Origin of the sequence: Salipaludibacillus sp. HK11, assembly GCF_047795645.1 — a bacterium.
In the GTDB taxonomy this organism is placed as follows: Bacteria; Bacillota; Bacilli; order Bacillales; family Salisediminibacteriaceae; genus Salipaludibacillus.
This window is the reverse complement of record NZ_CP181045.1, coordinates 413,650-426,808: the sequence shown is the minus strand read 5'-3', so window position 1 is coordinate 426,808 and position 13,159 is coordinate 413,650. Positions and strand designations below refer to the sequence as shown.

10 protein-coding genes are annotated in these 13,159 nt (G+C 37.7%); 6 read left to right on the top strand and 4 right to left on the bottom strand.

Annotation, left to right across the window (positions count from 1 at the left end; translation table 11 throughout):
• Positions 1 to 223: 223 nt before the first annotated feature.
• From ACM26V_RS02365 to ACM26V_RS02345, 5 genes are all read left to right on the top strand, one after another.
• Positions 224 to 1,258 (top strand): Wadjet anti-phage system protein JetD domain-containing protein, encoded by a 1,035-nt coding sequence (locus ACM26V_RS02365; protein WP_416149863.1) that lies wholly within the window; start codon positions 224 to 226, stop codon positions 1,256 to 1,258.
• Positions 1,240 to 2,754 carry a replicative DNA helicase gene (locus tag ACM26V_RS02360; protein ID WP_416149862.1) on the top strand — a complete coding sequence of 505 codons (1,515 nt, stop codon included), beginning with the start codon at positions 1,240 to 1,242 and terminating at the stop codon, positions 2,752 to 2,754. Before ACM26V_RS02365 ends, ACM26V_RS02360 begins: the two co-directional genes overlap by 19 nt.
• Positions 2,738 to 3,472: a DUF6063 family protein gene (locus ACM26V_RS02355; RefSeq protein WP_416149861.1), complete on the top strand. Its 735-nt coding sequence runs from the start codon at positions 2,738 to 2,740 to the stop codon at positions 3,470 to 3,472. Before ACM26V_RS02360 ends, ACM26V_RS02355 begins: the two co-directional genes overlap by 17 nt.
• 2 nt (positions 3,473 to 3,474) lie before the next feature.
• Positions 3,475 to 7,896 (top strand): hypothetical protein, encoded by a 4,422-nt coding sequence (locus ACM26V_RS02350; protein WP_416149860.1) that lies wholly within the window; start codon positions 3,475 to 3,477, stop codon positions 7,894 to 7,896.
• A 251-nt stretch (positions 7,897 to 8,147) separates the two neighbouring features.
• Positions 8,148 to 9,614 (top strand): methyl-accepting chemotaxis protein, encoded by a 1,467-nt coding sequence (locus tag ACM26V_RS02345; protein ID WP_416149859.1) that lies wholly within the window; start codon positions 8,148 to 8,150, stop codon positions 9,612 to 9,614.
• 97 nt (positions 9,615 to 9,711) lie between these two features.
• On the opposite strand, the gene ACM26V_RS02340 is transcribed toward ACM26V_RS02345, so the two are convergent.
• The 4 genes from ACM26V_RS02340 to ACM26V_RS02325 are packed head-to-tail and all read right to left on the bottom strand — an operon-like array spanning position 9,712 to position 12,506.
• Positions 9,712 to 10,488 (bottom strand): hypothetical protein, encoded by a 777-nt coding sequence (locus ACM26V_RS02340; protein WP_416149858.1) that lies wholly within the window; start codon positions 10,486 to 10,488, stop codon positions 9,712 to 9,714.
• A complete protein-coding gene (locus tag ACM26V_RS02335) occupies positions 10,485 to 11,219 on the bottom strand; it encodes a hypothetical protein (protein WP_416149857.1) in 735 nt (244 codons plus the stop codon). Before ACM26V_RS02335 ends, ACM26V_RS02340 begins: the two co-directional genes overlap by 4 nt.
• Positions 11,200 to 12,102 carry an ATP-binding cassette domain-containing protein gene (locus ACM26V_RS02330; protein WP_416149856.1) on the bottom strand — a complete coding sequence of 301 codons (903 nt, stop codon included), beginning with the start codon at positions 12,100 to 12,102 and terminating at the stop codon, positions 11,200 to 11,202. Before ACM26V_RS02330 ends, ACM26V_RS02335 begins: the two co-directional genes overlap by 20 nt.
• Positions 12,099 to 12,506: a GntR family transcriptional regulator gene (locus ACM26V_RS02325; RefSeq protein WP_416149855.1), complete on the bottom strand. Its 408-nt coding sequence runs from the start codon at positions 12,504 to 12,506 to the stop codon at positions 12,099 to 12,101. The genes ACM26V_RS02330 and ACM26V_RS02325 overlap by 4 nt, the downstream gene beginning before the upstream one ends.
• A 261-nt stretch (positions 12,507 to 12,767) precedes the next feature.
• Here ACM26V_RS02325 and ACM26V_RS02320 point away from each other — a divergent pair, with 261 nt between their 5' ends.
• On the top strand, positions 12,768 to 13,118 hold the full coding sequence (locus ACM26V_RS02320) for a hypothetical protein (protein WP_416149854.1): 351 nt from the start codon (positions 12,768 to 12,770) through the stop codon (positions 13,116 to 13,118).
• Positions 13,119 to 13,159 lie beyond the last annotated feature (41 nt).

Below are 13,159 nucleotides of genomic sequence, written 5' to 3'. Positions count from 1 at the left end.
TGGTATTCCAACAGATAGAAGTGTAATTCCTACAAATAGAAAGCCTATTCCTACACATAGCATTATTCAACATAATTCGCAAAACTTGTTCCCCCCAGTTCTTATGATATTAGACGAAACGTGTACCCAATTGAACCACTGTGCTATTAATATACTATCGCACTGTTTATGCTTAACTTTTTTTGTTAAAATAAAAGCATATCTGTCATGAGGTGGTTGAAGTATGAATGACAAAGCAATCGAAGCATTATTTTCACATAAAAAACAGACGGTTTCACTAACCGATCTCGAAAAATTATTCGCTCATGAGAAATTGGATTACCCAACTTTTGCCGACCGAATATTAACTCTCGAAAATCTGAATTACTTAACGATGGTTAAATCGCAGGGAAGAAATCACAAAACCCCTGCACTCGCATTTACATATAAAATTCAAAAAGGAAAAATTAAGGAAATTCACGAAAAAGAAATTCACCACGTTCAGTTTGGACTGCGTTCACCGCAAATTTCACTTGATGCGTATTTCATGCTTCCCCCTAATCAATTTAAAGCAGATCTCCCTTATATCTTCATGATCGATGACTACATCACTACATTTGGGCTTCCATTTGAACCTGTGCCCGCTCCTGAACGAAGTGTCGAACTGACAGGGAATGAGAAGTGGATCACCGACGAAGGAGGCAAATCCATACTAGAGCGATTAAAAGTGTGGGAACTTTTATTAATTATGCCAGTATCAGAACCACTTATGTTTGCGATTAATCCGTCGCTCGTTTCAAAAGACACACCGCATTGGCATCTGATTGTTGAAAACAAAACGACCTATCAAGGACTTCTACACGTCCTACCAGAAACACTATTTTCTACATTAATATATGGATCAGGAAAAAAAGTCATCAGTGGTCTTGAACACTTTGAAGATCAGTTTCCAGTTATTACGAACGAGCACCACTTTTTCTATTTCGGAGATTTAGATTACGAAGGTATTTCGATCTGGGACTCATTAAACAAACGTGTCCCGATAGTTCCTGCGATTCCATTTTATGAACAGTGTCTCGCTAAAAATCCGTCACAAGGTAAAACGAATCATCGTAAGAATGAAGCAGCCTTAAATAATTTTTTCACGCATTTCGATGAACCATTTAAACAAACGTTGACGAAATTACTGGAAGATGGATTTTATTATCCACAGGAAGTACTTCGTTCAAAGGAATTACAGCAGATTTGGAGGAATGGTTTATGGAACGAATCAATTTAAATCAAGTTCTCAACGGCTATGCTGAAAGGATACGGCGACTCGCTTTATTTGAGCCATTGGAAGACCTCCAAAGAAAAAAATCTACAGACAAACACGGGAAATCGATCGACATGAAAGGTCTTGGCTTGCTAGCATTATTGTTTTTCTTTGAGCAGAAATTAATGCGTGCTCACAAAACAAGTATCCACGAGTTGTCGTATTTCCTTGCACAATCTACAGTAGAAACTTACGAATATAAAGACAAACAATTAAATGATTTAGCCAGGCAAATTTTGTATACCTTTCGACCTCAGTCGGGATTAAAACGAAGTGCCATGTTTTTTAACTGGGAGACGAAACGCGAAGAAACACTAACTTTTTCGTTTATTACAAATCATTCCTTTGATGTCAAAACAAATACGCAATATTATACATTAGATGATGATGGGCTTGAGCTTGTTTTTGCGACAAAGGAATTTTACAGTGAATTCCAGCTCTCTATTAACCAACTTGTCTTACGAAAACAACTGGAAAAGGGTGAATTTTCTGGAGCACTTAGACAGATCAATGAAATGCTTGTAGATGTGGAGACGCTGAGTGAACGAATGATTCGTGTCGAACATGAACTGAAGCGAAATATTATTTCCGAGGAAACATTTGAACGTTATAAAAAACTTCTCGATGATAGCTCGACTCGCTTAAAACATGAGAATGAAGAGTTCGATGAATTAGAGCAATTTGTCAAAGAAACAAAAGGGCGCCTCTATTACAAAGACATCGAAGATAAGGAACGAAAAACGTATGAACTCATACTGAAAATTGAACGAGAACTTGGCAATGTTCATCAGGACCATACGAAACTTTTAACACAGAGCTTTCATCTAAAACATACTGCTTTGAAGTCTGCGCAAGAATCTCTCTATTCCATGGGGCTCGAAATGTTCAATTTTGAACAAGAAATTGTTTCTCGTGTCGTGAGCTCTCCCCTCCCACCTGAAACAATGAAAGCCTTTGTCGCTCCATTTCTTCGTGGCGGTGAACAAAAACAATGGTCGCTCCTAACTATATTGGAGCCACAATCGATTTCAGAGGAACGCGATGATGTGACCCAAGCAGGTTTCCTCAGCAGTGACGACGATGACGAAAAAGATCGTCACCTTCAATACGTTCGCGAGAAGTTCCAGCAATACTTTTCGATCATGTTAACGGCGTTGGGAACAGATCGCGCTACGACATTATCGAAAGTAATCAGCAGTGTTCGAGAAAAAGAACCGTCATTTTTAGATGAGCGACTGTTTTATGATTTTTGGATCATCTTACATCAGCACAGTCCCTTGGTCGCGACAGGCACAGGTGACGATGAAGGGACAGCGATGCAAGAAGTGCAACAGATGCTCATCAGTGGAGTGCTACATATAGCTGAAATACCTGGAGATATCCTTCATACAAACGATCGATTTACGATTCAAAATCTAACCTTTACGTGGGAGGAAAATAAGCATGAACGTCAAGCATAAATCTGTGATCGAAGCCTTCGACATATATAACGATTTGTCACGAAAAGGTTATGTTGAGAGCGACAAGCTGCAGTTATACCTCGCTGATGACGAGATTCGTAATCTCCTTGAAGACTTTATTAATAAAGTTGAATGTGAAGCGGTTGTTGCTGGGGAGAAGTTATATATGATTCCACGTACGAAGCTATCCCCATTTCATGTCGATAACAATTATTTAAAGAAAACGTATCTTGGTACAAAAGCTACAAATGCAGACTTGTACTTGCTCTATTTTGCAACGATTATATTTATTGGTGAGTTTTACGACAGCTATCATTCTCAAGAAGCAACACGTAATTTTCTCCCTCTCGATGAATGGGTCGAAAAAGTTAATGAACGAATCAACACCTTTCGCGATCATCCCGAAGAAAAACTGAAACAGTGGGAGCAAGAATATGCTTTCCACTGGACAGCGATTATTAACAAGTGGGAAGCGATGGATGACTTGAAAGAAACCGCCAAAAAACAGGCAGGAAATACCATTAGTCGCCTTAGTTTCTTAGATACAGCCAAGCGTTTCTTGATCGACCAGGAGATTGTTGAAGAAATCGGTAATGGAGAATTGACATTAACCGAAAAAGCAAAAACGATTGTCCAACGATTCTTCATGGAAGCTGGATATAATCAAGACATTTTATCCTTTATTTATTCCGTCGACCTCACAGAAAAGGAGGAGTAACAATGCCAGCAATTTCAAAAATCAGGTTTACTAATGTCATCTATGAAGATGGACAAAAACGATACAATGACGAAATATTTTTATTTGACGGTCAAAATGGGGCAATCCTCCTTGAAAATGGTGGTGGGAAAACGGTTTTGATCCAGACTGCCTTGCAAGCGATCCTACCGCATACCGACCTGGCTAATCGGAAACTAAAAAACACATTAAAATTGGATGAAGGTCCTGCACACATTGCTATTGAATGGTTGTTAAACGATCGCCCAAGGCAATACGCGGTAACGGCAGTATCTCTTTATGTTAGTAATAATCGTTTAGAGTCATTAAAATTCACTTACGATTATGGTGAAGGCGATCCACATCGCTTAGAGAATCTGCCCTTCTCTCAACCTATCGAAAATGGCGGAAATCGCGGTGCATCTCGGTATGAAATCCAAGATCATTATCAATATATGACCCAGCAATATCCAACGAGGGCAACTACGTTTCAAACGATCAAAGACTTCCAATCTTATATTGAAGAGCAATACTACATCATCGCTTCGGAGTGGGAGAGCATTGCGAAAATTAACAGTAGCGAAGGTGGCGTCGAAGACTTCTTCGAACAATGCAAAACAACTCAAGCGTTGTTCGATCGACTGTTAATTCCAACAGTCGAGCGAGTCATTCGCAATGACTCCTTCGTGGAGACATTTGAAACGTACCGCGAAGGTTTCAAAGAATACAAACAGTTCAAAGAAACAATTATTGAAAAAGAAAAAATTCGTACAGAACTAGACTCGTTTGTACAATCATATACCCGCCTTCATGACAAACAGCTCTCCTACCAATCACAAAAAAGTTGGATGAAGGCACTGCTGGAGGACACCCAAAAAGCGATGGTTCAGACCGAAAATGAGCAGCGCGAACAAGAAATACAGCTTCAAAAGTGGCAGGAGTCTCAATTCGCTTTCGACAAGAAAAAAGCTTCATTTCATATTGCAAAAATGACAGAAAAACGCGGTACAATACAAGCTGATTTACTTGAAAAGCAGTCTGTTTCTGATAAAATATACGAGCGAAAACAAGAGTATAATCGTCTCTACTATTCATTAAAAATAGCCGAAATGAAGAAAAATTTGCATGAAGCAAACGCTCAGCATGAAACGGCGAAACGGAACTTGGCATCGTTCGAAGAGGACGAAAAGATTACCGATGTCTCAGAACAATTAGACGATGTCAAACAACAGTTAAAAAGAGTTTTTGAAGAAAAAGAACGTCACTTAGAAGAGGAAAAACAAGGTGAGGTCCGTGAACGTGAGACGTTGAAAACATCTTTAACAAAAGCCAAGCAAGAAACGACTGAGCTTGAAAAACAAAGACGAAAGCTTGAACAAGACAAAGGGCGTATTGAAGGTAGCAGTCAGTCTATTACAAAGCTAATAGAACAGCTTTCCAAGTCTTTATTTGTAAATAAAGATACCGAATCAATCGAAAACTTGCAATCTGAATGGTCCGCAGAGAGTCAACGCCGCGACGAGCAAGCAATCCAACTTGTTGAAGAAAACAAAACGATCGATTCCGAAGAAAGAATAATCCATGCAGACCAAGCCGAATTAAAGGAAAAGTTAACGAAACAAGAGCGTGAGAGTTCGACGATTCAAACGAAATTAGACCAATTAGAACAAGCTCACCAGCGTGTAATGGAGAATCTCGCTTTTACGCGAGATTCGTGGAGTAATCTTCGCTCTGTTTACGACAAAGCGACGTCAATTCAAAATCAACTGGACAGCGATGTAACCAAAGCACAGCGTGAAAAAGAGACTATGTTACTAAAAGAACGAAATGCTCGACGTATGTCTGATGATTATCAGGACCAAGACCTCTTTTATGCAGATCCCGTGATTGGTAGTCAAATTGACCAATGGAAGAACCAATTTCAGATGCTTGAAACCGGTTATCGTTATTTAAATCAAATCGATCATCCCGTATCTGACGCAACCACACTTTTCCCATTTTGGGCAATGACGCTGATCACGACTACGAAAGAACACGACAATTTAAAAAAGAAGGTTCAAAGTCTTTCTAAGCGATTATTTCCTGTGTTTGTCTTAACGATTGAAGAGGCAAAAGCTCTGCTTGTGGGTAATCTGCCTAACAGCGACATTGGTAACGTGACTCTCCCCACCCATTGGATCACCAATGGAGACAAGGAGACTTTCAATGATTGGAAATCTATGATTCGTACTGAAGCTGAAGATGCCGAACGCACACGTGCTGAGTCTGAGGATAAACTGTCCAAATGGACCAGTTTAAAACAATCTGTCATCGAGTTTTTTAACTCTTATTCACCTGAATACCGTTTAGATCTCCGTGATCGTGCAGTTGAGTTGACGACATCATTAAAACAAATGAGAAAAATCGAAAAGTACAATATTGAACGTCTAAAGCAATTAAATCGAAATCGATTAGTGAATAATGAGAAAATTTCGCAAAACAAAGATTATATGAACTATTTACAAAAACAAATGAAAGATGCCAATCTTTATCAAGAATATCTGAAAGAAAAGGCAACTTTGGATCTAGAAGCGGCAAATTTAGCCCAAAATATTCGTACTCTAGACCGGAACCAGCTATCCAATCATCGACAATTAGAATCATTAACGGAGGAGATCACTTACAAAACAGATGCTATTCAAGAATGGTCAAATCGGCTCCTCGTCGAAGTTTATGAAAATGAGATTTATAAACAAGTTAAAGACCTCCATTCGATCGCGACCAATTCATCGATCGCGAACCTGACAGTACAATTAAATGATTTAAAAGATCAGGAACGACATTTAACGAGGCATCTAGAAACGGTGCAACTAGCGTTTTCATCAGCTGAAAAAGAAGTTAGTCGTCTTGAACATGATATCAGCGAGCTTCGCCTCGAATTTGACGATTTCGATGAAGACTTAACCTTTCCATTTAATGGTGAGGAAAGAAAACGTCAGGCTCGAAAGGAAACGGCTGAACTTGAGACACGCTATCAACAGGAAAAAGAAGGTTTAGATCGTATGCAAAGAACTGCAGATAAACAAACATGGACATTGGAACAAGCATTAAAAACATTCAAAGATCAGTTTGCTGCCTCTGAACCACTCACCTTTTCTGATTCCTTTGCCGTCGTCGAACAAACTCTCGAAGCAGAAAGCAGCAAGTTAACTAAGAGAAAATTTGCGATTGAAGAGCAGCGAAAACGGATCGATAGCGATTGGCATTCGCTTGACAAAGTGTTTCGTGAGTTGGATGGCTACGATAAAAAATACAAATACTCTGATCCTGCTGTTGATGCCACTGTATTAACAGAAGAGAACAATATGACCATTTCATATCAACGATCCAGCCATGTTAACGACGGAATAAACTTGCTTGAACAGATGAATGATGAATTGGAACAAGAGCGACAAAACATTCAGCGAGCAAAAAATCAATTCAAGGATTTTTGTCGGACAGAAGTGAGCGATGTCCGCCTTAGCCAACGAGCGATTCAAGGTGTTGATTACAAAAACACGTATGACGAGGTCATCGAGTTCCAAACGAATATGGAAACAAATATTCGCCAAGCGATTAAATATGCAGAAGCCGCAGTTCAAAAACATGATGAAGCTTTCGAACAATTTATTACTCATATTCACATGCATTTAAAGAAACTTGCTAACGAACTTCGTTTTATTCCGAATAAGACTCGTGTTAAAATTGAGCAGCAATGGAAACATCTCTACACCTTCGTCATTCCTGAGTGGGACGATGAACAAGGGCACGATCGGATTCGCCAACATGTTGATTGGATGATCGATGAGCTTGAAAAAGATACCTTTAAAGACTCAGATGGAAATGATGACTTAGCAAAAATGAAGCAACAGCTCGAAGTCTGGCTTCATTCTAAGCAACTGCTTCGTCGAGTCATCAACGAAAAGTCACTGAAAGTAAATTGTCGAAAAGTTGGTAATAACAATGATATTTCTAGTCGTTCTTATACATGGGAACAATCAAACAATTGGTCCGGTGGCGAAAAATGGAGTAAAAACATGACGCTCTTTTTGGGATTACTGAATTATGTCGCTGAAAAACAGCAACACATCATTCCAAACATAACGAGACATAGATCCGTCATTTTAGACAACCCTTTTGGGAAAGCCTCCAGTGATCACGTTTTAAGCCCTGTATTTTTTATCGCTGAAAAATTAGGCTTTCAAATCATTGCATTAACCGCACATACGGAGGGGAAATTTCTGCAAGATTACTTCCCTGTCTTATATAGCTGTAGATTGCGTGATGCGAAAGGGTCATCGAAACAATTAATGAGCAAAGATAAATGGATTCATCAAGCCTATTTCCAGGATCACGATCCAATGGCACTCGAACGATTAGGTGAACATGAGCAAACGTCGTTATTTTAGATGTGAGTTAAGAGAATTTGGTAGGCACCCCCGTGAATTTTCGGAGGTGTCTTTTTTATTCCAGTTGTATTTTCCGATCCTTATAGCATAAGTTAAGATGATTTATAAGATATATTTAATCGATATAACCAATACTTTATAACTATTTGACCTATTTACTTTTAATCTAAAATTTAATATACTCCCTCTATAGAATTGAATTTTATACATTACACCGTTACTCATTATCATCAAAAACTAGGGGGAAAATAATGAACGCCATTGAACAATTAAAATTTGAAGATATAAGAAATAAAAATAAGTTGATTTTGATCGTTTTTCCAATCTCATTATTGTTGGGATTAGTACTAAGTTTGACTCAAGGTGAATTAGGAAAAAGTATGTTTTACGGAACCGAAATTGTATTTTTAGGACTCTTATTTTACATAGTTCAAATTATACTCAAAAAACATAGTTTATTTCCATATCTGCTAATTTTAACTATGTATTTATTTACTATCACATCGATTTTTTTATTCGGGGGTGGTTTACCTACTACGCTAATTCTATTTTTCCTAATGTTGATTTCAACCGTCCACTTTAACAAAAAAGTTTTTGGGATTGGATTCTTTTTAGGTGCTTTTGGCCTTTATATGAATACCTATCATTCGGTAATTGATGTCGAAATTTTACAGCAAAACTTCGCTTCCACTGCTGTCGTCTATTTTCTCTTTGGTCTACTTTGTATTGTGCTCATTCATTTGAACACGAAACAAGTAAAACAGATCGAAAAAATGCTTATTGAAAGTGAAAATGATGCTATTCAAAAAGAAAAACAGCGAAAAGATTTAGAAAGCAATGTCAGTAGTATTTCCGAACAAATTACTGAAGTGACGAAACGTGTACAGGAAAATATCTCGTCTCAATCAGAAATATCGACTGCTATTTCAGAAGTTGCCACAGGTAGTACTGTGCAAAGTGAAAAAATCGTCGGTATTTCGGAGAGATCTCATGATACACTCAATCAAATGACTGATATGTTGGACAATTCCAAAGTACTCAAGAACAACTTTGAAGAAGTTTCATCCATTTCCACCGCAGGAAGTGAGTTATCGGAAAACCTTACAATTAATATGAAAGAATTCCAACAGCATATCAATGATTTAAATACAGCTTTCAAATCACTATCAGAAAAAATCTCGGAAACAAACTCTTTTTCACAAGACATTATTAACGTTAGTGAACAAACGAACTTACTTGCGTTAAATGCATCCATCGAAGCTGCTAGAGCTGGTGAGGCTGGAAAAGGATTTGCCGTTGTGGCTGATGAAATTAGGAAACTTGCTGAGAGCTCAAACCAAGCTGCCGAAAAGATTACGAGCAACTTACGCGATGTCAACAACACGAATAAATCTGCTGTTGAAAAAATGAATCAAAGCAATACGATGGTCGAGGATAACCTAGGTAAAACAGATCAAGTCAATCAATCATTCAAAAAACTAACCAATTATTTAAAAAATATACATGACCGTTTTTCAAGTTTTGAAGCGCAAGCCGAATCAGTAAAAGGACATTCTACTGAAGTCGAATCCTCTACAAGTGAGTTAGCTGCGATTATCGAGGAAGCATCTGCTAGCCTAGAAGAAGTTAGTGCTGCGATTGAAAATCTGAATACACAAAACAAACAAATTGGTGACACGCTAGAAGAAACAGAAAATGTAGCAAAAAGCTTACTTTAACAAAATGCAAAAACGCTCAGACACTTGTTCTGAGCGTTTTCGCTTTTGTGGTTACTCCACAATCATCGTTGATGTAGAGACTATAATTTCTCTTTATCTAATTATTTTCCAAGATTTCAAGTTGATAATCAAACGGAATGCTAGATTCTCCATTTTCCACGTCTATTCCATCAGGTACTCGAATCCATAGAGTATGGGGACTTTCAATACTGTGTTCAGGAAATGACCACATCTGGTTTGATGCATCATTATCTCCAAATTGCGAGATCACAAATTCGCGAGTAAAATTTGTTATTATAACGTCCTGCTCCACACTGGAATAGCCCTGCCCTTGTCCTAAATCGGATTGTATTTCAAGTTGGTCATCTGCGAATGACAAAGAAATGTCTCGTTGATAGGTGGTCAAATCTATCCCACCGATCACAACTCTAGGATAAAGATAAATTACTTCCACTTCTGAAGTTAAATCCTCCGTTTCTTCTACATAAATGTTGAAAAACGTGTTGTGGTGATCAACAAAAGATCTCCAAGTTAACATCTCCCCTGACAGATCAAATACCTCTTTTTGTGAATAATAATTGTTTAGAATGTTTTCTTCATTACTAGCTTTAATAAGATCCTTTATTTCTTGATTGTATATCTCATTGTCAACATCCTTAACTTCGATTGTTTCTACTGTGTCTTTTTGCACAGATAAACCGATAGAAGCTGGAATCGCTAGTAATAATAACCCAATATAACTAAGGAATAGCCGATGGGTTATCTTAATGTTAAGCTTTTTTTCTGGCAAAAGAACAACTTTTCGTATGATCGAAGCAGCGATAAAAGCAAAAGTGAGGAAAATGAGAAAACTTACGATTCCAAATGCATTCATGATCTTACCTCCAATCTATCGGTAATTAAGATTGTAAGAATAAATAACATCCCTGTAGTGATGATAATTTTACTAGTAAACAACAAGAAAGAAGGTTCCATAATGTAAAATTGCACCAACGACTCTATTAATCCAACGTTTATTATTCCTCCTAAGAAGAAGAAAGAAAACACTAATATTACTAACGCTACGCGAAAATAGACATGAATTTGAAAAAGCATTCCGATAGTATATCCAACCGCTCCTAATAATATCAAGTACAAAAGTGTCACTGAAAATCCTACCAGCCAATCCATCACGCTATAAGAAGCAATGGTAATAAGTCCTTCTTCCGCACGGATAAGGTATATGACACGGATCACATGGCTAGATAACATTGCCGTTAATGCCCCAAAAAAACTTGCAAGCAATAAGATCAACCCGTTGGAAAAGTGACTCGTCTTTCTTGTCGTGACGAAAGTATAATCATCTCGTTGATACGCCTTCGTTGTCATAATGATCGACGATACTAATATCCACAGCATTGTGAGTACAATAATACTATTTGCATTGTACGAAGTGAAGCTGTAGCTAATAGACCCTATCGATCCCCCTCCACCACTAGGACCTGCCATAAGTGAACCCAACAGTTGCATAACCATCAGCGTCCATATCATTCCGGAATAAGAGCGAATCTTGAATGTAACTTGTTTCATAAGGATAGAAGTCAGTTTAGGTACGGCGGTAGACATCGTCAATCCCTCCATTCTCTTGTTTTGTTACGTACACGCATACCTCTCCTGGTGTTGCAAACGTGACATCTAATCCTCTTGTTATCCACTCTGCTTGTTCTTGTTCCGTTGAATCATTACGAATGATAATCGTCCGATGGTTTGGAATTGAACTTTCCTCGTGTAACACACTTTTTTCTTTCACAAGTTCGTCGATAACAGAAACATCGCCTGTCACTCTCAAAGCATATTGCTTCATCTCATCAATTGATTGATGGAGATGGACTTTTCCTTGATCAATCAGTAGTAAATTCTCCAATAAATCTTCAATTTCAGATAAATGGTGACTGGAAATTAATATCGTCCTCGGAACTTCCAAGTAATCTTTCAGCAATGCTTTGTAAAAATCACGTCTCGCAGATTCATCCATTCCTGTTGTTGGTTCGTCAAAAATCGTTAATGGACACCTAGAAGCTAAGCCAATAACCGCGTGAAACGTACTTATTTTTCCCTTTGATAAATCACCGTGACGATTCGTTAAATCAAAGCTGAAATAACTCAATAACCTTCTTGCAATCTCTTGATCCCAATTTGGATAAAATGATTCAGCAGTCTGAATAATTTCTGCTAAATTCATCACAGAAGGAAAGCACATGTTGTCATCAATAAAAATGCTGTTATATGATACAAACAGGTTATTAAACGGTTGTTCACCAAATACAGTCAACGTTCCTGATTTCGGTCTTTTTAATCCTGCTATCATTTGTAATAAGGTTGTTTTTCCTGCTGCATTTCTTCCAATCACACCGGTGATCGTATTCTCTTCTATATGTAATGACACATTTTCAACTGCTCTCTTGCCTCCGAATGTTTTCGTTAAATTGTCGCAACTAATCACAGTCATTTATCTCCATCCTCTCTTTGACTTTCTGCCGCTTTGATCATCCGAACTAACTCATCATGAGGCACGTCAAGAAACTTCGCTTCTCTCACTAGGTTATCTATCATACGGACGAGCGTTTGGGATTTCCGCTTCGATAGAATCTTTTTCTGAGCCCCTTCAGCGACAAACATTCCTAACCCTCTTTTTTTATATACTATTTCATCATCTAATAAAAGAGTAAGTCCTTTTGCTGCCGTGGCTGGATTGATGGTAAACATTTCAGCTAATTGATATTGCGAATAGACTTTATCGTCCTTTGTTAGATGTCCATTTAATATTTCCGTCTCTAACCACTCAGCAATTTGAACGTAAATCGGCTTTGTACCATCCGATTGAAGCAAGTACCTCACCCCCTTAACCAACATAGTACATTACTAATGTAATGCACTATTGATTTTAACTTACTAAGGAACATTTGACAAGAGTTAAATGAATGGAACAAAGCAAATTGCTTCATGAAATTGAACTTCTCCTGAGCACATGTTGCACTTTGCTTCTAATAAAATACTTACTTGTGTTAAGATGAGCATGATAAAGAAGAAATTAAATTAGAGAGAGCATTTCACTCTCTGAATATTCATTTAAACTATCATTTAATATTTATATATTTCGTGAGGGAGAATTCAATGAAGATATCATTATTATTAGTTTTGGCACTAACATTATTAGCTACTTGTTCTACCAAAGAAGCTATTGATAATAGTAAAACAAATCAAATTACGGAATATTATTCTACGAATCATGAAGAAATATCGAGATATTCTAGTCCAAATGACTATGAGTTTCATATGAAATATAACAAAATAATTGATGATGTAAAAAGAGAGCAAATGAAATATTCATACGAAAAAGTAAAGAGGATTGAACGAGGGTTACCATTTACAGCTGATGAGAATGATGAGGTTACACGCGAGGACGAGTCTTCTGAAAGCACTCCCACATTAGGTGCAATGTTAAGAGAATTTATCGACTTCTAAGTAAATGTTACCTCGGACGCTCATCTTTCGCTGAAAAATAA

What these genes read in the sequence shown, in the direction of transcription:
- ACM26V_RS02365 (WP_416149863.1), top strand. Translation starts at nt 224, where the DNA reads ATGAATGACAAAGCAATCGAAGCATTATTTTCACATAAAAAACAGACG.
- ACM26V_RS02360 (WP_416149862.1), top strand. Translation starts at nt 1,240, where the DNA reads ATGGAACGAATCAATTTAAATCAAGTTCTCAACGGCTATGCTGAAAGG.
- ACM26V_RS02355 (WP_416149861.1), top strand. Translation starts at nt 2,738, where the DNA reads ATGAACGTCAAGCATAAATCTGTGATCGAAGCCTTCGACATATATAAC.
- ACM26V_RS02350 (WP_416149860.1), top strand. Translation starts at nt 3,475, where the DNA reads ATGCCAGCAATTTCAAAAATCAGGTTTACTAATGTCATCTATGAAGAT.
- ACM26V_RS02345 (WP_416149859.1), top strand. Translation starts at nt 8,148, where the DNA reads ATGAACGCCATTGAACAATTAAAATTTGAAGATATAAGAAATAAAAAT.
- ACM26V_RS02340 (WP_416149858.1), bottom strand. Translation starts at nt 10,488, where the DNA reads ATGAATGCATTTGGAATCGTAAGTTTTCTCATTTTCCTCACTTTTGCT.
- ACM26V_RS02335 (WP_416149857.1), bottom strand. Translation starts at nt 11,219, where the DNA reads ATGTCTACCGCCGTACCTAAACTGACTTCTATCCTTATGAAACAAGTT.
- ACM26V_RS02330 (WP_416149856.1), bottom strand. Translation starts at nt 12,102, where the DNA reads ATGACTGTGATTAGTTGCGACAATTTAACGAAAACATTCGGAGGCAAG.
- ACM26V_RS02325 (WP_416149855.1), bottom strand. Translation starts at nt 12,506, where the DNA reads ATGTTGGTTAAGGGGGTGAGGTACTTGCTTCAATCGGATGGTACAAAG.
- ACM26V_RS02320 (WP_416149854.1), top strand. Translation starts at nt 12,768, where the DNA reads ATGAAGATATCATTATTATTAGTTTTGGCACTAACATTATTAGCTACT.